The sequence below is a fragment of the Acidovorax sp. K2F genome, from assembly GCF_025246485.1.
Taxonomy (GTDB): domain Bacteria; phylum Pseudomonadota; class Gammaproteobacteria; order Burkholderiales; family Burkholderiaceae_C; genus Acidovorax; species Acidovorax delafieldii.
The window spans coordinates 233,677-251,149 of the sequence record NZ_JAOBSQ010000030.1 but is presented as its reverse complement, the minus strand read 5'-3'; the positions used below and the strand labels follow the sequence as shown (position 1 = coordinate 251,149).

Sequence of the window (17,473 nt, the reverse complement as noted above, 5' to 3'; positions counted from 1 at the left end):
GCCCCTATGTACCAATACACCGCTTTCGACACCCAGTTCGTGAAACAGCGTGCCGCACAGTTCCGTGACCAGCTCACGCGCTGGCAGACGGGCAAGCTGAGCGAGGACGACTTCCGCCCCCTGCGCCTGCAAAACGGCTGGTACGTGCAGCGCTACGCCCCCATGCTGCGCGTGGCCGTGCCCTACGGAGAGATCGCCAGCCGCCAGCTGCGCGTGCTGGCGCAGATTGCCCGCGAATACGACGAGCCCGAAGCCGCCGTCTTCAAGGCCGCCATGGAAGGCCAGGGCAAGCTGGGCACCACGTTCTTGCCCACGCACTGCGCCCACTTCACCACCCGCACCAATGTGCAGTTCAACTGGATTCCGCTGTCCAAAAGCGCGGACGTGATGGACCTGCTCGCCAGCGTGAACCTGCACGGCATCCAGACCAGCGGCAACTGCATCCGCAACACCACCACCGACGCGCTAGCAGGCATCGCCGTGGACGAGATCGTGGACCCCCGCCCCTATGCGGAGCTGATCCGCCAGTGGTCCACGCTGCACCCCGAGTTCGCGTTTTTGCCCCGCAAGTTCAAGATCGCCATCACCGGCGCCAAGGACGACCGTGCAGCCACCGGCTGGCACGATGTGGGCCTGCACCTGGTCAAGAACGATGCAGGTGAGATCGGCTTCAAGGTGTTCGTGGGCGGTGGCATGGGCCGCACGCCAGTCATCGGCACCGTGATCCGCGAGTTCCTGCCGTGGAACCAGATCATGAATTACATCGAGGCCATCGTACGCGTGTACAACGAGCACGGCCGCCGCGACAACAAGTACAAGGCCCGCATCAAGATTCTGGTGAAGTCCGAGGGCCAGCAGTACATCGACGATGTGGAAGCCGAATACCGCCAGATTTTGGAGATCGACGGCGGCCCCCACACCATCCCCCAGGCCGAATTTGACCGCGTGGCCGCCTGCTTTGTGCCACCCAAGCTGGCCGACATTGCCGACGTGGCCCCCGCAGCCTTGCAGGCATCGCTGGACGCACAGGCTGCAGAGCATGTGATGTTTGGCCGCTGGCTCAAGCGCAATGTGCACGCCCACCAAAACGCCCAGCTGCGCGCCGTCACGCTGTCCTTCAAGCGCCCCGGCCAGTCGCCCGGCGACGCCACCAGCGACCAGCTCATCGCACTGGCCGACCTGGTGGACAAATACTCTGCTGGCGAAGCCCGCGTGACGCACGACCAGAACGTGCTGCTGCCCTGGGTGCACGCCAGCCGCCTGTTCGACCTGTGGCAAGAAGCCAAGGCCCTGGGCCTGGCCAGCGCCAACGTGCAACTGCTGACCGACATGATCGCCTGCCCCGGCGGCGACTTCTGCGCGCTGGCCAATGCCCGCTCGCTGCCGATTGCCGAGGCCATCACCCAGCGCTACCAGGACCTGGACGAGCTGGATGACATCGGCGAGATCGACCTGCACATCAGCGGCTGTATCAACAGCTGCGGCCACCACCACAGCGGCCATATCGGCATCCTGGGCGTCGATAAAGACGGCAAAGAGTGGTACCAGGTCACGCTGGGCGGCTCCGACGGCTCTGACCTGTCGGGCGCTGCCGTGGCCGGCAAGGTGATTGGCCCATCGTTCTCGGCGGCCGAAGTGCCGGATGTGATCGAGGCGGTGCTCGGCACCTACCGCGACCTGCGCGAAAGCGGCGAGACCTTCCAGAACACCGTGCGCCGCACTGGCCTCGACCCGTTCAAGGAAGCCGCCAAGCAGGCACGCCACAAAGAACCAGAAACCGCTGCCGCCTGAGCCCCGCAGCGCCGTACAGCACAGCCCCACAGACATGATGTTGAAACTAATCGCCGCCCAAGACCACCAGCCGCCTGCCGATGGCGACGCCCGCGCCGTGGCCCTGCCCAACGATGCCGATGCGCTGGCCCTGCCGCTCGATGGCGTGGACCGTGTGGATCTGCACTTCCCCAACTTCACCGATGGCCGCGCATTCAGCCAGGCTTTTTTGCTGCGCCGCCGCCGTGGCTTTACGGGCGAGATCCGCGCCACCGGCGACGTGTTGATCGATCAGCTGGTGCAGATGCAACGCACGGGCTTTTCGAGCGCCGTGCTGCGCGAGGGCGTGGACGCTGCCGATGCGCAGCGCCAGTTTGAACGCTTCCCTGGCTTCTACCAGGGCGACGCAGTGAACCCCCAACCCCTGTTTGCCGCCAAGGCTGCCTGACAGGCGCACTGCCCACGCGCCCGCTGCACCAACACACGAGTCCCTCACCATGAGCCAAATCGATCTCGCACGCATCAACGCCGACCTGGGCCGCAACGCGCCCGCCCTCGTGGAATGGGCCCTGGGCCTGGGCAAGACCAGCATCGTCACCACCAACTTCCGCCCCTTCGAAGCCGTGATCCTGCACATGGTCACGCAGGTGAATCCTGATGTGCCCGTGGTCTGGATGGACAACGGCTACAACACCGAAGCCACCTACCGCTTTGCCGACGAAGTGACCCAGCAGTTGGGGTTGAAGCTGAAGATCTACCTGCCCCTGCGCTCGCGCGCCCACCGCGAAGCGGTGGACGGCCCTACGCCCGCGCTGGACGACCCACGCCACGCCGCCTTCACCGAAGAGGTGAAGCTGGAGCCCTTTGCCCGCGCCCTGCGCGAGACCGCGCCGCAAGTCTGGTTCACTGCGCTGCGCGCCACTGACACCGCCGTGCGCGCGCAGATGGACCCGGTGAGCATCAACCCCGACGGCCTCGTCAAAGTGGCTCCGCTGCTGCACTGGTCGTCCAAAGACCTGCACGAGTACTGCGTGAAACACGGCCTGCCCAACAACTTCGACTACGTGGACCCCACCAAGGGCGAAGACAACCGCGAGTGTGGCCTGCACATTGCCCACTGACCCCAGGTCCGACCATGAACGCCCGCACCGACTCAGCGCTGCTTGAGAAAACCAACAACATGAGCTACCACCTCAACAACTCCCACCTCGACGCCCTGGAAGAAGAAACCATCTTCATCCTGCGCGAAGTCGCCGCCGCCTTCGAGCGCCCCGCCCTGCTGTTCTCGGGCGGCAAGGATTCGCTGGTCATGCTCAAGTGCGCAGAGAAGGCCTTTGGCGCGGGCCGCATCCCTTACCCGCTCTTGATGATCGACACGGGCCACAACTTCCCGGAAGTGACGGACTTCCGCGACTTCCGGGCGAAGGAGCTGGGCGCCGAACTCATCGTGCGCAGCGTGGAAGATTCGATGGCGCGCGGCACCGTGCGCCTGGCCCACCCCGGCGAGTCGCGCAACGTGCACCAGTCGGTCACGCTGCTCGAAGCGATTGAAGAGTTCCGCTTTGACGCCCTGATCGGCGGTGCCCGCCGCGACGAGGAAAAGGCGCGCGCCAAGGAGCGCATCTTCAGCCACCGCGACAGCTTTGGCCAATGGCAGCCCAAGGCCCAGCGCCCTGAGCTGTGGACCCTGTTCAACACCCGCCTGCAGCCCGGCGAACACTTCCGCGTGTTCCCCATCAGCAACTGGACCGAGCTGGACGTGTGGCAGTACATCGACCGCGAGCAGATCGGCCTGCCCAGCATCTACTACACGCACAAGCGCCAGGTGGTGGACAAGAAGGGCCTGCTGATGCCCGTGACCGAGCTGACCCCGCCGCGTGAGGGCGATGTGGTGGAAACGCGCGATGTGCGCTTCCGCACCGTGGGCGACATCACCTGCACCGCCCCCGTGGAAAGCACCGCAGCCACCCCGGCCGAGATCGTCATCGAGACCTTGGCCGCCGACGTGAGCGAGCGTGGCGCCACGCGCATGGACGACAAGACATCGGATGCTTCAATGGAGAAGCGCAAGAAGGACGGGTATTTCTGATGACCGCTATCAATTCAATAGCTACTGGCGCAAACAACACTAGCGCTACCGGCCAAAACGACCATATTTCCGCCCTCAAGTTCATCACTTGCGGCTCCGTCGATGACGGCAAGAGCACGCTGATCGGCCGCCTGCTGGTGGACAGCAAGGCTGTGCTGCAAGACCACCTGGCCGGCGTGCAGCGCCAGGGTGAGACCGACCTGGCCCTGCTGACCGACGGCCTTTCCGCCGAACGCGAGCAGGGCATCACCATCGACGTGGCCTACCGCTACTTCGCCACCGAAGAGCGCAAGTTCATCATCGGCGATGCGCCCGGCCACGAGCAGTACACCCGCAACATGGTGACGGCCGCATCCAGCGCCGACGCCGCCGTGGTACTGGTCGATGCGACCAAGCTCGACTGGAAGAACCCTGGCCTCGCATTGCTGCCGCAGACGCGCCGCCACAGCCTGCTGGCCCATCTGCTGCGCGTGCACTCGCTGGTGTTTGCCGTGAACAAGCTGGACGCGGTGGAAGACCCCGCACTGGCCTGGAAGCATATTCAAGGCGCACTGCAGGCCTTTGCCCAGGCGGCAGGCATCACCGTGCGAGCCATGGTGCCGGTCTCCGCCCTCAAGGGCTGGAACGTGGTGGACGCCCACGCAGGCTGGTGCGGCTATGACGGTCCTACCCTCTTGCAAGTCTTGGAAGAACTGCCCAACACCCCGGCAGACACAGCACTGGCACCGGCCTTCCCGGTGCAGTGGGTCGAGAAGTTCTCGTCCTCGTCCGACACGAGCCAGGGCCGCCGCGTGTTCTGGGGCCGTGTAGCTGCGGGCACCTTCGCGCCCGGCACGGCCGTGCAGATCTTCCCCAGCGGCCAGCTCGCCACCGTGGCCCAGGTGCTGGACCACGCCCGCCGCCCCAAGGACGTGCCCGCAGGCACCAGCGCCGGCATCATCCTGGACCGCGAGGTGGACGTATCGCGCGGCGACTGGATTCTGGCAGCGCCCACACCCGCTGCAGCCCCAGCCGATGACGACTTTGGCGACACGCCCGCCGCCACCCCGGCCTGGCCCGCCAGCCGCGAGCTGCGCACTACCGTCGCCTGGATGGACGACGAGCCCTTGGTCGCAGGTCGCGTGTATTGGGCGCTGCACGGCCACCGCTGGGTCAAGGCCAAGGTCAAGGCCGTGGTGCACAAGCTCAACATCAACACGCTGGCCGAAGAAGCCGCCACGCAGCTCGATCCCAATGCCATCGGCCATGTGGACCTGCTGCTGCAGGAGGCGATTCCCGCCGCAGCATTCAGCCAGGCCCGCGTGCTGGGCTCGCTGATTCTGGTGGACACTGCCAGCCACAAAACCGCTGGCGCCGTGCTCGTCAACTGATCCAGATCAGCGCCCCAAGCCCCAGTCACCCCATCGGGGTGAGGGACCCTGCAACCAAAGGTCGGTGAAAGCTTTTAAAATCGAGGGTTTTCACCGACCCACACAACTCCTGTCATGACCCACGTCGTTTCCGAAAACTGCATCAAGTGCAAGTACACCGATTGTGTGGACGTGTGCCCCGTGGACTGCTTCCGCGAAGGCCCGAACATGCTCGTCATCGATCCCGATGAGTGCATCGATTGCGCCGTCTGCATCCCCGAGTGCCCGGCCAACGCCATCTTTGCCGAAGAAGACCTGCCGGCCGACCAGATCGCCTTCATCAAGCTCAACGCCGACCTGGCCTTTGCCGACGGCTGGAAGAGCATCACCAAGCGCAAGCCGGCGCTGCCCGACGCCGACGAATGGAATGGCAAGCCGGGCAAGGTCAACGAACTGATCAAGTAACCCGCCGCGCGCCCCGCTGGTGACTGAGACTTTGCAAGCGCCCGCCGTCGTAGAGACCGACGCCGTTGTCATCGGCGCGGGTCCCGTGGGCCTGTTCCAGGTCTTCCAGCTGGGCCTGCAAGGCATCACCGCCCACCTGATCGACGCCCTGCCCCATGCGGGCGGCCAGTGCGTCGAGCTGTACGGCGACAAACCCATCTACGACATCCCCGGCATCCCGGTGTGCACCGGCCGCGAGCTAGCCGCTTTGCTGCTTCAGCAGATTGCGCCGTTCAAGACCCAGTGGCACCTGAACACGCTGGTGTCCGCACTCACCGTACAGGCCGATGGACGCCTGCTGGTCGAAACCTCGCAAGGCGCACAACTGCTGGCCCGCACCGTGTTCATTGCCGCAGGCGTAGGCGCCTTTGTGCCGCGCACGCTCAAGGTGGACGGCATCGAGCGCTTTGGGGGCACCCAGGTCCACTACCAACACCTGCCCGCGACTGCGGATGTGGCCGGGCGCCACGTCGTCGTGCACGGCGGCGACGAGCCCGCCGTGGCCCGCGCCGTGGATCTGGCCGAGCAAGGCCAGGCGACCCGCGTCAGCCTGCTGCACCGCCGCGACGTGTTCCAGGCGCCTGAAGCCCTGTTGCAACGCCTGCAGCAATTGCGCGATGCGGGCCGCATCCACGTCGAGGCCGCACAGATCACCGGCATTGACACTGCGGGCGACCGCCTCACCGCACTACAGGTGGTGGATGCCGACGGCAGCACCCGCGCCCTGGCGCTGGACCTGCTGGTGGCCGTGCTGGGCATCTCGCCCCGCCTCGGTCCCATTGCGGACTGGGGTTTGGCCATGGACCGCAAACAGCTGGTGGTGGACACCGAGGCCTTCCGCACCAGCGTGCCCGGCATTTACGCCGTGGGCGACATCAACACCTACCCCGGCAAACGCAAGCTCATCCTGTGCGGCTTCCACGAAGCCACGCTGGCGGCCTTTGGTGCGGCCGAGGTGCTCAAGGGCGACAAGGTGGCGCTGCAGTACACCACCACCAGTCCGCGCCTGCACCAGTTGCTGGGCGTTGCACCGTTATCGGCACCTTCTGCCACCGTGTAGCCCCGGCGGGCCAGGGCTCGCCACTTCGTGCCCAAACGACGGGCCCACAAATAAGCACAAAATGTCCAAAAGGCGCGCAAGCGCCCGGCACGATGGCGTCTCCATCCACCCACCAGGAGCACGCCATGAGCCAACCCCCCCTTCAATCCATCTGGGACACCTACACCGCGTCGTGGAAGACCGATTCGGCCGCGGACCGCACAGCCCTTTTTACCCAGTCCCTCGACCCCGCCTGCACCTACAACGACCCGCTGGCCACAGCCCAGGGCTGGGACCAATTGACGGCCTACATGGACAACTTTCACAGTCAGGTCCCCGGCGGGCATTTTGTGACCCACTATTTCGCCAGCCACAACCAGCAGAGCATCGCCAAATGGAACCTGGTGGATGGCACCGGACAGGTGATCGGGGAAGGCGTGAGCTACGGCCGGTACAACGACCAGAATCGCCTGGTTGCCATGACCGGTTTCTTTGAAACCCCTTGAACCGACGCCACCGTGCTTTATCTCCGGCAAATCCAGGAGGGCATCGATTTCATCGAGGCCCATCTCGAATCCGATATCCAGCTTTCCGAGGTGGCACGGGCTGCCGGGATGAGCCAGTGGCACTTCCAGCGGATCTTCAAGGCGCTGACCAACGAAACCCTCAAGGCCTATATTCGCTCGCGCCGGTTCTCGCGGGCTATCGAGCAGTTGACCAACACACGGCTGAGCGTGCTCGACATTGCGCTGGCGTCGGGGTACGAGACGCAGGAGAGTTTCACGCGCGCGTTCCGCGATTGCTTTCGGCTCACACCGTCGCAGTACCGCAAGATGGGCAACCGCTCGCTGTTCGTGCGCAAGATCCGCTTCGACGAAAGCTACCTCGCGCACATTCACCACAACATTTCGCTGGAACCCGACATCAAGGAGCAGCCTGCCATGCAGCTGGTCGGACTGCCCACGGACTACTACGGCATCGACTCCGAAAAGAACAATCTGGGGCAAAAACTGCCGCCCCTGTGGGCGAAGTTCCTACCCCGGCTGGGCGAGATTGCGAACACCGTGCCCGGGGTCTGCTACGGCGTCGTAGCCCCAGCGGGGCCCCACACCGAAGAACTGCGCTACCTGGCCTGCATCGAAGTGCGGGGCCTCGGTGCGCTGCCACCAAGCATGGTGGCCATGGAAATCCCCGGATCGACCTATGCACGCTTCACCCACCGGGGCCCTGCGCAGAACGTCGATGCGACGGTGAACTACATCTACGCAAGCTGGCTGCTGTCGGCCGGCCCGTCGCACAGCCTGGGACCGGATCTGGAAATCTACGGCTCACAATACCACCCGACGTCCAGCGACTCCGTGATGCACTACGCGATCCCGATTGCCCAGGGCAAGCGCTGACTCCACCTCCAAGAGGACCGTGCTCCTTTGGGGCGCCCTCGCTTAGGGCGTCGAACTGGCCTGCCGGAAGCGACTGAGAGAGTCCCTTTGAACCTGATTAAGATCATCCGGCGCCAGGGTCGGTACAGTAATCGAGCTGCCCGCTACTTACCGGCCAGGAGTGGTCAGCAGCTGCAATTGAGAGCGGACACTCAACGTAAAGGCAACCGGCACCTTGCGGTGAAGGGCTACACGGTGCAGGACTTCCGATAGTCGTGGAGCCCTCTACCGCAAGGTGTCTGAATTGACTGCCCAGCTATGCAGCTCCGAATGCATCTCGATGCCTGTCGACATATTCGGCGAGCTTCTGAAATACCAACTCGTCGCCGCACGCCTTGCGACTTAGATGGACGAATGGATGCGCTTCGTCGTCCTTCACGGAATCAAGCCAAGTCCGTCGCTTGGCCTCATGTAGGTGTGGCTCCGGGAACGGGAACATGCGTGAACTTTCGTCAATGCACGAAGCGACGGACTCAACACCAATACGACGGAAGGCCTCCGCAAAGAAGGAATACGGCAGATTCGTGGGGAAGTCGCTCTCGTAGAAATACTCCAGGCCGCCGTTGTCGATGATGCCCTGAGTTGTGTTGATGACCACCACTGTTTGCAAGGCCTCTGGTAACCGACTCACGCAGCCATCCGCCTCAAGCACCTTCGCTGTGGCGTATGCAGATGCACGTTCAAGCAGAGACTGAGTCATACGTATAAAGTAATCTAGACCACACAAACTGCCGGATAAAAATGCATCTCGAGGGATATTCTGCACACAAGATGCTTGTAGGCAGGATGGGGCTCATCGACTGAACGCTGTTGGCTCTTATCAATCCATTCTGAATCAATGCCTGCTTCGGGGAATGTGGCCCCATCGCAGGCTAAGGGCCCGCTAGCATCCCTCGCTGTGGGGCAGTTCGGCCAGCCGCAGCCTGCGGCGGCAGATGAAAGCGAACGCTCAACGATTGAGCTGAGCGGACGCCACCGACGTGGCACTTGGGCCGCCCTCTCGGCTGACAGAGTTTCACTTCTCGGACACGACAAACGCCTTGGTGGCGATGAGCTTGCCATTGGCGGTGAACTCCACTCTGCCTTGCCCTATTCCAAGCGCTGTGCCTGAAGTAGACGAAACCATGTAGTACGGCGACTTGTTGACTACCGGTTGGGCCTTCTGAACCGAGACTAGCCTATCCCCATTGAACCAACGAATCTCGACAGATGGCTGCCCACCGTGAACACCGGGTTTTGACGTCAACGTGGCGTGTGCATAGATTCGGCCCTCGAACGTGAACGTATCCGCGATCTCGCGAACCTCACCGAGCCTAGGGACGCTCTTGGCTGTGACGAGTGTCACTATCCAATTCTCGATAGGTACGAGTTCACCGATGGGAGGGCTTGGCGCCCGAGCGGAGGCGCCCACTCTGACATCTTGGCCGGCGCCGGCGGCTGCCGCCTGGCTCACGACGGAAGTCTGGGACGAAACCGTCGTGCATCCGAGGTTCACGACGGTTGCGGCGGCAAGCAGCAAGGGAAGCAAAGTGTTCTTCGACATAAATCCAGTGTGGGTTCTGAGCGGACTAATGTGATTTAGACCACAAAACCTGTGGGATAAACTGAACCGCGCGGGATATTCTGGACACTGATTCTCCTGGAAGTGTCTTGCAGCATAGGTTTGCAGTGATGAACTGTTTAAACATCCAAGTACAAAAGTCCGCTAAAACCGGCAAGCGTCACCTCGACAAACTATAGCTCGCCAGTCGGCAGACACCGGGATTTCCAAGAGCCGCTGCAGCAAGTCAATTGCGGCTTCCGGCAGAGCTTCTGAACGACGGCTTTGGGCCCGGAGCAGTCGGCCAGTGGACAGCTACAAAGCCGTCGTCTGACGATGAACGACTCCATGGCGTGGCCCAGCCGCATGCGCAAAGCTATAGTGTTTGGAACGAATTCGCTAAGCCGCAGCTCGCGACTCTGCTTCAACGTTGGGCCTCACTTTTCCGACCAAGCGAATGAACGAACTTGAACGAACCGCCGGTTTGGCGGCCACACCAGGCTACGAATACGCCCGACGCACCGGAAATCAACTTCATGTCGCCGGGCAGGTACCTCACAACTCAGCGGGCCAGCTCGTGGGGGTCATGGATCCGCTCGCTCAAGCCGCACAGTGCTTGAACAATCTGGACGCGCTGCTTTCGGTCCATAGCTTCTCGATGGGGGACGTTCAGCGCCTTGTTGTCTATGTCGTAGGCGAGCAGGAGAACCTAACAAAGGCTTGGGCTGGCGTACAACAGTGGTTCTCTGGTGCCGTTCCTCCAGCGACGCTCCTTGGGGTCGCATGCCTTGGCCATCCCGGCCAGCTCGTCGAGGTGGACGCAACTGTAGTCAAGAGTGCGGCTCAGCCTCGGTGAGGCCTAACCCCCCAAGCTGACGCCCTAAGGTACTTGGAGCTTAGCTCGAACGTTGACAGTCCGCTTTCGCCAGACGCGATCGGCTGCTCCTGGCCGTTTTCAGCCCTCGTGCTGAGTGTTCGCTTGCTTTCGAATTGAGAACGTGACCGTGAAGTCGGGGTCGACCACCACTTCTCCGGTGCTCCGAAGCCGGTACTCACCGGGTGGTGCTTCTCGAAACGAGCGCGTATCTGGAGGTAGGTTGTACTGCTCGCCGTCCCGCAGGCCTTGCAGCGATAGCAGAATTCCGCTGTGCTCATCTGCATGGACGATGCGGCCGAACAGTTGTTGCTGCTCGAAAGGCTCCTCGGCTCGCGCTTCGAAGTAGGCCAATCCCACGAGAACTACTTTCCCTGGGAGCTGCATCGCAAGGGTCATATCCCATGGATGCGCGTCATTGAAGTGGTTACTCATGCCGGGGAGTCTGCCTTTTAAGTTGAAAGTCTGCCGCTGGCCGGGGCCTGCCGCCATGCGCAGGTGCTAGCGGAATCAAAGTGGGAATTCGGAAACTGCACTACGACCGCCGGGACATTGGTTGCTGCCTGATCTTTGTCCAGTACTCGTCAGCCACGTCCGCATCAATGCCTGGCTGAATATTCGTCGGATAGAGCGCATCCCTACCATCTCGACGCGGACCCGATATCCAATAGTGTTCACCAGTCTCAACGTCAAAGTAGTTTGACTTAAATCTAGTGCCTTTGAGGCTCTGAAACGATTTGCCTTGGTAGTACAGAGTCGCTCCTGTCTTCGACGCAGTCACGCGGCCGATTCGAGCAGGACCAGTCAGCCCGCCCGACTTCGCCTCGATGTACATGATTCTGTTTTTCATAACTCTTCAGGTCCGCTTGTGGCCGGATTCTGCCCCACGGCGGGGGACGCGAGCGGGCCCGCTCTCGACAGTCACCGCTGCCTCAAGGCGCCATTCGCACCCATGAAGGAAATGAACTGCGCCACTTGTGAAACAGCTCGTTGACCTCACTCAACCCTGTTTAACTAGAATCCAACCATATCGCTGGGGGTGTCCTGCAATAAATCCGTTGCTGGGCTGAGATCAAACCCTTCGAACCTGTTGCCTGCATTGTTTTACTTTGCAGGCTTGAGATCATCCTCGCGCAGGGAAGCAAGTCCGCCATGGCACGGCCCTGAACACTTCAGGGCGCACTGGTGGGCGGCCCCTGCTCTGTATCTGCTTACGGAGCCATTCCATGTCCTCATCGCCTGCCACGCACGCCACCAACGAAGCGCTGGCTCCCGTCTCCCCCGACCGCCGCGTTTTCCAGTGGCATGACCACGCCTCGCTCTGGTTCAGCCTGGGCGTGGGCCTGCTGGTCATGCAGGTGGGTGCCTACCTGATGCCTGCGCTGGGCACCAAAGAGGCACTCATCGCCATCGTCGCCGGTTCCATCGTGGGCGCGGGCCTGCTGGGCTGGGTGGCCAAGCTGGGATGCGACAGCGGCCTGGCCAGCGCCGGGCTGATGCATGCCGTGTACGGCCGCACGTTTGCCAGCCTGCCGATCATCCTGAACATCGTGCAGCTGGTGGGCTGGGGCACGTTCGAGCTGGTGGTGATGCGCGATGCCACCGTGGCCATCGGCCAGCAGTCGGGCGCCATGGCCGGTGCCCACTGGCCCGTGCTGGCGACGCTGCTGTGGGGCGGCGTGGTGATGCTGCTGATCAGCGGGTCGATGGTGCAGCTGGTGCGCAAGCTGATTGCGCGCATTGCCCTGCCGCTGGTCGTGTTGTCGCTGCTGTGGCTGTCGTGGCAGTTCCTCTCGCTGGCGCAAACCCAAGGTTTTGAAGCGCTGTGGACACGCAAGGGCGACGGCGGCATGGGCGTGCTGCCCGCTCTGGACCTGGTGATCGCCATGCCCATCTCGTGGCTGCCGCTGGTGGCTGACTACGCGCGCCATGGCAAGAACGGCGGCTCGGCACTGCGCGGCACCTGGCTGGGCTATGCGCTGGCCAATATCTGGTGCTACAGCCTCGGTGTGCTGGTGGCGCTGACCTTGCCCAGCCAGGACCTGGTGCAGGCGCTGCTGCTGGCCCAGGGCGGGCTGATTGCGCTGTCGCTGATCCTGATCGACGAGGTGGACAACGCCTATGGCGACGCCTATTCGGGCGCCGTGTCGGCCCACAGCCTGCTGCCGCGCTGGGGCGTGCGCGCCTGGGGCCTGCTGGTGGCCGCGCTGTGCACCGGGCTGGCACTGGTGCTACCCATGCACAGCCTGGAGCCGTTCTTGCTGCTGCTCAGCTCGGTGTTTGTGCCGCTGTTTGGCGTGATTCTGGGGCGCCTGGCCTTCGGCACCGATGCGCCCGCCCTGCTGGCGGCTGCGCGCAAGGTGAATGCGGCGCCCGTGGCCATCTGGCTGGCGGGCATCGCGGTGTACCACCTGGCACCCAAGGTACTGCCTGACGCGGGCTCTGCCCTGCCCGCACTGGTGTTCAGCTTTGTGCTCGCCTGGGCCACGAGGCCCAAGGCACACTGAACCAATCAGTCACTATCAAAAGATGAGCGCTCAGCGCATGATTGACTAGCGCTTGAGTCTCAAAACACCCAAAAATCGCTCTACAGTGCCTGAAACACCCGCTGCGCCACGGGCGCGTAGCCGTGGTTGAGCGGGCCATGGCCGTGGCCGGTGGTGACATCCGCCCCGGCAGCAATGGCCCCCAGAATGTAGGCCCGTGCCTGTTCCACGGCCTGCTGCAGCGGCTGGCCCAGTGCCAGCTGCGCGGCAATCGCTGACGACAGGGTGCACCCGGTGCCATGCCCGTTGTGGGTGGCAATGCGCTGTGACTGCAACCGGTGGCCCTGACCTTGTGCGTGTTCCCCGCCTTGCACGGCCAACACATCCACCACCCAGTCGCCCGGAAGGTGCCCGCCTTTGAGCAGCGCGGCGCGGGCGCCCAGTCGCAGCAGGTCTTGCGCGGCCAGCTCCAGCGCCTCCACGCCCTCGATGCTGCGCCCCAGCAGCCATCCGGCCTCGTCCAGGTTGGGCGTGACCACTTCGGCCAGCGGAAACAGCTCCTGGACCAGCACGGCCACCGTCTCCTGGGCAATCAGCCGATCGCCACTGGTGGCCACCATCACCGGGTCCAGCACCACGTGCGGCAGCTGATAGGTCCGAATGGCTTCTGCCACCACGTGCACCACGTCCGGTGAGTGCAGCATGCCGATCTTGACGGCGTCCACGCCAATGTCCTGCACCACCGCATCGATCTGGGCCTTGAGCATCTCGGGCGGAATGCCATGGATGCCTGTCACCCCACAGGTGTTCTGGGCCGTGATGGCGGTGATGGCCGTCATGCCATAGCAGCCCAAGGCACTGAAGGTTTTGAGATCGGCCTGGATGCCCGCGCCGCCGCCGCTGTCAGACCCGGCAATGGAGAGCACGCGTGCGTAGCGGTGGCCCGTGGAGGGCGAGGAGGTCGTCGGTGAAATCATGGCAAAAATTATGGCCTATGCGCCACGTCAAAACGGGGCGCATGGGGGATGTGCTGTAATTCATTTTCCGGACGAAACAGGGGTGTCCCACCGCATGGTGCGCGACTGAGAAATACCCTGGGGCCCGCACAGAACCCTGTGCACTGCGGCACACGCAGCAGCCCCGCTACCCGATCCAGGTCATGCTGGCGTGGGGAGTTTCCATCAACGGTGACCCCGTTTTGTCCATGGCTGCTTGCCACTACATGGACACACTGACGGAGCTATGTCACTTCCACCTTCTTCCTTTGCCATCCTGGGCGCAGGGCTCATGGGCCGTCTGCTGGCTGTGGAGCTTGCGCGTCTGGGGCACCGCGTGGACATCTATGACGCGGGCAGCCCCGCCGCCGAGAACTCGGCTGCTACGGTGGCCGCGGCCATGCTGGCGCCGCTGGCAGAGTCCGCGATCACCGAACCCGGCGTGGTGCGCATGGGCCGCCACGCGTTGACGCGCTGGCCCGAGTTGCTGGCAGCTCTGTCAGAACCCGTTTTTTTTCAGCAGGCCGGCACGCTGATCGTGTGGCATCGCCAGGACGCGACCGAAGCCCAGCGTTTCACCCGCCAGCTCGAAAACAACCAGCGCGGCCTGCCCGAGCTGCCCGCCCTGCAAAAGCTCGATAGTGGCGCCCTGGAGCAGGTGGAGCCCGCCCTTGCGCACCGCTTCAACCAGGGCCTGTACCTGCCCGGCGAAGGCCAGCTAGACAACCGCCAGTTGCTGGCCGCCCTGGTGGTGGAAATGGAGCGCCTGGGAGTGCGCATGCACTGGCACACGCCCCAGTCGCCCGAAGCCTTTACGCCCGGCGCACCCGGCCAGCCTGACCGGGTGCTGGACTGCCGGGGCCTGGGCGCCAAGGGCCAGTGGAGTGCCTTGCGCGGCGTGCGTGGCGAAGTGGTGCGCATCCATGCGCCCGACGTCACGCTGCAGCGCCCCACCCGGCTGGTGCACCCGCGCTACCCCATCTACATTGCGCCCAAGGAAGACCATCTGTTTGTCATTGGCGCGACCGAGATCGAGTCCGACGACCGCTCCCCGGCCAGTGTTCGCTCCACCCTGGAACTGCTGAGCGCCGCCTATGCGGTGCACCCCGGCTTTGGCGAGGGCCGCATCCTCGAGCTGGCCACGCAGTGCCGCCCCACGCTGCCCGACAACCTGCCCGCCATCCGCCAGACCCGCCCGGGCGTGCTGGAGATCAACGGTCTGTACCGCCACGGCTTCATGATCTCGCCCGCCATGCTGGATGTGACCCTGGAGGTGCTGAACACGGGACAATCGACCCTGTCCGAACGTTTTGACCTCCGGCTGGAACTGGAGCCAGCCGCACCCGCCCCGACCGGCGTTGCAGCCCCCGCATTTGCATGAACATCTCGATCAACCAAATCCCACACGAACTGCCCGAAGGTGCCACCGTGGCCGATGCTGTGGCCGCCATCGAAGCGCGCCCCCCGTTTGCCGTGGCGGTGAACACCACTTTTGTGCCCAACACCCGCTACGCCGCCCATGCGCTGCAGCCTGGCGACCGTGTGGAGATCATCTCGCCGGTCACGGGCGGCTGAATCAGCCAAAATTCAATCAAAAGAGCTGTAAGCGCTTATAAATCATGCACTAGCAGCTACAAAAATCATAGTAAACCAATGACCACTCCGACGCCCCAAGACCCGCTGGTGCTGTATGGCCAGACGTTCGCCAGCCGCCTGCTGCTGGGCACCTCGCGCTACCCATCGCCCGCCGTGCTCGAAGCCGCTGTGCAACGCGCCAAGCCCGCCATGGTTACGGCATCCCTGCGCCGCCAGGGCAGCAACCCGGCCGAAAGCGGCAGCAGCTTCTGGGATCTGCTGCGCAAGCTCAACGTGCCCGTGCTGCCCAACACCGCTGGCTGCCACAGCGCGCAAGAGGCCATCACCACCGCCCAGATGGCGCGTGAGGTGTTCAACACCCCCTGGATCAAACTGGAGCTGATCGGCGATGACTACACCCTGCAGCCCGACACGCTGAACCTGGTGGGCGTGGCCGAGCACCTCATCAAGGAAGGTTTTCAGGTGCTGCCCTACTGCACCGAAGACCTGGTGCTCTGCCAGCGCCTCGTCGATGTGGGCTGCCAGGCCGTGATGCCTTGGGCCGCCCCCATCGGCACCGGGCGCGGCCCGGTCAACCCCTATGCGCTGCAAACGCTGCGCGAGCGCCTGAACGTGCCCATGCTGGTGGATGCCGGGTTGGGCCTGCCTTCGCACGCCTGCCAGGTCATGGAATGGGGCTACGACGGCGTGCTGCTGAACACCGCCGTGGCCCTGGCCCAAGACCCCGTGACCATGGCCGGCGCATTTGCCGATGCCGTCAGCGCCGGGCGCGCAGCCCGCCTAGCCGGTGCCATGGCCGCACAAGACGCCGCCCAGCCCAGCACCCCCGTGCTGGGCACCCCTTTCTGGCACCACGCCCATGCATGACACCACCACCCTGGCGCAGGCCATCCTGAGCCACCACGCGGCCACCTTTGCGGGGTTTGCGCCCGAGCCCGTGCCAGCCCCCACGTTGCAGGACCCTGTCTACCTCGCCGCGCTACAGGCCTGCAGCCAATTGGGCTTCATCGCCCATGACGCAGAATGCCTGGCCCGCGCCTGGCAGGTGCGCGCGCTGCGCACTGGCAGTGCACAGCCCGAGCAATGGCCGGACGAGCCCCAGGACTTTGGCCTGCAGCGCCTTCCGCGCGCCCAGCAGTTCGCCGCGTGCCCGGAGCACCTGGGCTTGTATGCCGTACTGCCCGACGCCCAGTGGGTGGGCCGCATGGCACGTGCCGGGGTGCCCACGGTGCAATTGCGCTTCAAGTCGGACGACGCCCAGGCCATCCGGACCGAAGTTCAGGCCGCCGTCCAGGCGGTGCAAGGCACAGGCGCGCTGTTGTTCGTCAACGACCACTGGCGGGACGCCATCGAAGCTGGCGCCTACGGCATTCATCTGGGCCAGGAAGACCTGGACGCACTCACCGCAGAGCAACTGCAAACGCTTTATCGCTCGGGCCTGCGTCTGGGCGTGAGCACCCATGGATATGCCGAAATGGTGCGTGCCGACGCCGTGGGGCCCAGCTATATCGCGATGGGTGCAGTGTTCCCCACGACCCTGAAAAAAATGGCCACCGCTCCCCAGGGCGTGGGCAGGCTGGGCGTGTATGCGCGGCTGATGCGGCACTACCCGCAGGTGGCGATTGGTGGGATCAGCGCCGAGCAGTTCCCCAGGGTACTGGCCACTGGCGTGGGTTCCGTGGCCGTGGTGCGTGCCTTGGTCAATGCACCGGACCCTGAAGCATCGGCCGCAGAGCTGATGGCGCTGATGCGGTGACGGCTCGGTGGCGATAGCTGCCACGGCGGTTATCGC

General features: G+C 63.9%; 19 protein-coding genes and 1 riboswitch. Of the genes, 15 read left to right on the top strand and 4 right to left on the bottom strand.

The annotated features are described in order from the left end of the window. The first annotated feature begins 6 nt into the window (after positions 1-6). From N4G42_RS10285 to N4G42_RS10245, 9 genes are all read left to right on the top strand, one after another. Positions 7-1,791, top strand: a complete 1,785-nt coding sequence (locus tag N4G42_RS10285) for a nitrite/sulfite reductase (protein WP_056067447.1) — start codon at positions 7-9, stop codon at positions 1,789-1,791. A gap of 37 nt (positions 1,792-1,828) precedes the next feature. Beyond that, complete coding sequence (locus N4G42_RS10280; protein ID WP_395458275.1) at positions 1,829-2,218, top strand: DUF934 domain-containing protein; 390 nt, start codon at positions 1,829-1,831, stop codon at positions 2,216-2,218. A gap of 49 nt (positions 2,219-2,267) precedes the next feature. Then, positions 2,268-2,891, top strand: coding sequence for a phosphoadenosine phosphosulfate reductase family protein (locus N4G42_RS10275; RefSeq protein ID WP_108497447.1), 624 nt, complete (start codon positions 2,268-2,270; stop codon positions 2,889-2,891). A 14-nt stretch (positions 2,892-2,905) separates the two neighbouring features. Further along, positions 2,906-3,859 (top strand): sulfate adenylyltransferase subunit CysD, encoded by a 954-nt coding sequence (cysD, locus tag N4G42_RS10270; protein WP_099729969.1) that lies wholly within the window; start codon positions 2,906-2,908, stop codon positions 3,857-3,859. Next, a complete protein-coding gene (locus N4G42_RS10265) occupies positions 3,859-5,229 on the top strand; it encodes a sulfate adenylyltransferase subunit 1 (protein ID WP_260667065.1) in 1,371 nt (456 codons plus the stop codon). Before cysD ends, N4G42_RS10265 begins: the two co-directional genes overlap by 1 nt. A gap of 114 nt (positions 5,230-5,343) precedes the next feature. Continuing rightward, positions 5,344-5,673 (top strand): ferredoxin FdxA, encoded by a 330-nt coding sequence (gene fdxA / locus N4G42_RS10260; RefSeq protein WP_008904181.1) that lies wholly within the window; start codon positions 5,344-5,346, stop codon positions 5,671-5,673. Between the two features lie 31 nt (positions 5,674-5,704). After that, entirely contained in the window at positions 5,705-6,772 is a 1,068-nt protein-coding gene (locus N4G42_RS10255) for an NAD(P)/FAD-dependent oxidoreductase (protein ID WP_409557816.1), read from the top strand. Positions 6,773-6,897: 125 nt separating this feature from the next. Further along, positions 6,898-7,257, top strand: coding sequence for a nuclear transport factor 2 family protein (locus N4G42_RS10250; protein ID WP_260667063.1), 360 nt, complete (start codon positions 6,898-6,900; stop codon positions 7,255-7,257). A gap of 12 nt (positions 7,258-7,269) precedes the next feature. After that, positions 7,270-8,151, top strand: coding sequence for a helix-turn-helix domain-containing protein (locus N4G42_RS10245; RefSeq protein WP_260667062.1), 882 nt, complete (start codon positions 7,270-7,272; stop codon positions 8,149-8,151). 295 nt (positions 8,152-8,446) lie between these two features. Here N4G42_RS10245 and N4G42_RS10240 read toward each other — a convergent pair whose 3' ends face one another. Then, positions 8,447-8,890, bottom strand: a complete 444-nt coding sequence (locus N4G42_RS10240; protein WP_260667061.1) for a DMP19 family protein — start codon at positions 8,888-8,890, stop codon at positions 8,447-8,449. Between the two features lie 315 nt (positions 8,891-9,205). Continuing rightward, positions 9,206-9,733, bottom strand: coding sequence for a hypothetical protein (locus tag N4G42_RS10235; RefSeq protein ID WP_260667060.1), 528 nt, complete (start codon positions 9,731-9,733; stop codon positions 9,206-9,208). A 454-nt stretch (positions 9,734-10,187) separates the two neighbouring features. Here N4G42_RS10235 and N4G42_RS10230 point away from each other — a divergent pair, with 454 nt between their 5' ends. Further along, positions 10,188-10,586 carry a RidA family protein gene (locus N4G42_RS10230; protein ID WP_260667059.1) on the top strand — a complete coding sequence of 133 codons (399 nt, stop codon included), beginning with the start codon at positions 10,188-10,190 and terminating at the stop codon, positions 10,584-10,586. 99 nt (positions 10,587-10,685) lie between these two features. Here the strand turns inward: N4G42_RS10230 and N4G42_RS10225 are convergent, their stop codons facing one another. Continuing rightward, entirely contained in the window at positions 10,686-11,096 is a 411-nt protein-coding gene (locus N4G42_RS10225) for a hypothetical protein (protein WP_260667058.1), read from the bottom strand. Positions 11,097-11,830: 734 nt separating this feature from the next. Between N4G42_RS10225 and N4G42_RS10220 the strand changes: the two genes are divergently transcribed. Beyond that, positions 11,831-13,111 carry a purine-cytosine permease family protein gene (locus tag N4G42_RS10220; RefSeq protein ID WP_056067427.1) on the top strand — a complete coding sequence of 427 codons (1,281 nt, stop codon included), beginning with the start codon at positions 11,831-11,833 and terminating at the stop codon, positions 13,109-13,111. An 80-nt stretch (positions 13,112-13,191) separates the two neighbouring features. On the opposite strand, the gene thiD is transcribed toward N4G42_RS10220, so the two are convergent. After that, entirely contained in the window at positions 13,192-14,067 is an 876-nt protein-coding gene (thiD, locus tag N4G42_RS10215; protein WP_260667057.1) for a bifunctional hydroxymethylpyrimidine kinase/phosphomethylpyrimidine kinase, read from the bottom strand. A 68-nt stretch (positions 14,068-14,135) separates the two neighbouring features. Beyond that, positions 14,136-14,281: riboswitch (TPP riboswitch) on the top strand. Positions 14,282-14,332: 51 nt separating this feature from the next. On the opposite strand from thiD, the gene thiO reads away from it, so the two are divergent. The 4 genes from thiO to N4G42_RS10195 all read left to right on the top strand — a co-directional run bounded on the left by thiO (position 14,333) and on the right by N4G42_RS10195 (position 17,437). After that, entirely contained in the window at positions 14,333-15,466 is a 1,134-nt protein-coding gene (thiO, locus tag N4G42_RS10210; RefSeq protein ID WP_260667056.1) for a glycine oxidase ThiO, read from the top strand. Then, on the top strand, positions 15,463-15,660 hold the full coding sequence (thiS, locus tag N4G42_RS10205; protein WP_056067422.1) for a sulfur carrier protein ThiS: 198 nt from the start codon (positions 15,463-15,465) through the stop codon (positions 15,658-15,660). The genes thiO and thiS overlap by 4 nt, the downstream gene beginning before the upstream one ends. A gap of 78 nt (positions 15,661-15,738) precedes the next feature. Next, a complete protein-coding gene (locus tag N4G42_RS10200; protein WP_108498154.1) occupies positions 15,739-16,548 on the top strand; it encodes a thiazole synthase in 810 nt (269 codons plus the stop codon). Next, positions 16,541-17,437: a thiamine phosphate synthase gene (locus N4G42_RS10195; protein ID WP_260667055.1), complete on the top strand. Its 897-nt coding sequence runs from the start codon at positions 16,541-16,543 to the stop codon at positions 17,435-17,437. Before N4G42_RS10200 ends, N4G42_RS10195 begins: the two co-directional genes overlap by 8 nt. Positions 17,438-17,473: the final 36 nt, after the last annotated feature.

Bases quoted from the DNA above. Each gene is read 5' to 3' on its own strand.
- N4G42_RS10285 (WP_056067447.1), top strand. From the start codon at position 7: ATGTACCAATACACCGCTTTCGACACCCAGTTCGTGAAACAGCGTGCC.
- N4G42_RS10280 (WP_395458275.1), top strand. From the start codon at position 1,829: ATGTTGAAACTAATCGCCGCCCAAGACCACCAGCCGCCTGCCGATGGC.
- N4G42_RS10275 (WP_108497447.1), top strand. From the start codon at position 2,268: ATGAGCCAAATCGATCTCGCACGCATCAACGCCGACCTGGGCCGCAAC.
- cysD (WP_099729969.1), top strand. From the start codon at position 2,906: ATGAACGCCCGCACCGACTCAGCGCTGCTTGAGAAAACCAACAACATG.
- N4G42_RS10265 (WP_260667065.1), top strand. From the start codon at position 3,859: ATGACCGCTATCAATTCAATAGCTACTGGCGCAAACAACACTAGCGCT.
- fdxA (WP_008904181.1), top strand. From the start codon at position 5,344: ATGACCCACGTCGTTTCCGAAAACTGCATCAAGTGCAAGTACACCGAT.
- N4G42_RS10250 (WP_260667063.1), top strand. From the start codon at position 6,898: ATGAGCCAACCCCCCCTTCAATCCATCTGGGACACCTACACCGCGTCG.
- N4G42_RS10240 (WP_260667061.1), bottom strand. From the start codon at position 8,890: ATGACTCAGTCTCTGCTTGAACGTGCATCTGCATACGCCACAGCGAAG.
- N4G42_RS10235 (WP_260667060.1), bottom strand. From the start codon at position 9,733: ATGTCGAAGAACACTTTGCTTCCCTTGCTGCTTGCCGCCGCAACCGTC.
- N4G42_RS10230 (WP_260667059.1), top strand. From the start codon at position 10,188: ATGAACGAACTTGAACGAACCGCCGGTTTGGCGGCCACACCAGGCTAC.
- N4G42_RS10225 (WP_260667058.1), bottom strand. From the start codon at position 11,096: ATGGCGGCAGGCCCCGGCCAGCGGCAGACTTTCAACTTAAAAGGCAGA.
- N4G42_RS10220 (WP_056067427.1), top strand. From the start codon at position 11,831: ATGTCCTCATCGCCTGCCACGCACGCCACCAACGAAGCGCTGGCTCCC.
- thiD (WP_260667057.1), bottom strand. From the start codon at position 14,067: ATGATTTCACCGACGACCTCCTCGCCCTCCACGGGCCACCGCTACGCA.
- thiO (WP_260667056.1), top strand. From the start codon at position 14,333: ATGTCACTTCCACCTTCTTCCTTTGCCATCCTGGGCGCAGGGCTCATG.
- thiS (WP_056067422.1), top strand. From the start codon at position 15,463: ATGAACATCTCGATCAACCAAATCCCACACGAACTGCCCGAAGGTGCC.
- N4G42_RS10200 (WP_108498154.1), top strand. From the start codon at position 15,739: ATGACCACTCCGACGCCCCAAGACCCGCTGGTGCTGTATGGCCAGACG.
- N4G42_RS10195 (WP_260667055.1), top strand. From the start codon at position 16,541: ATGCATGACACCACCACCCTGGCGCAGGCCATCCTGAGCCACCACGCG.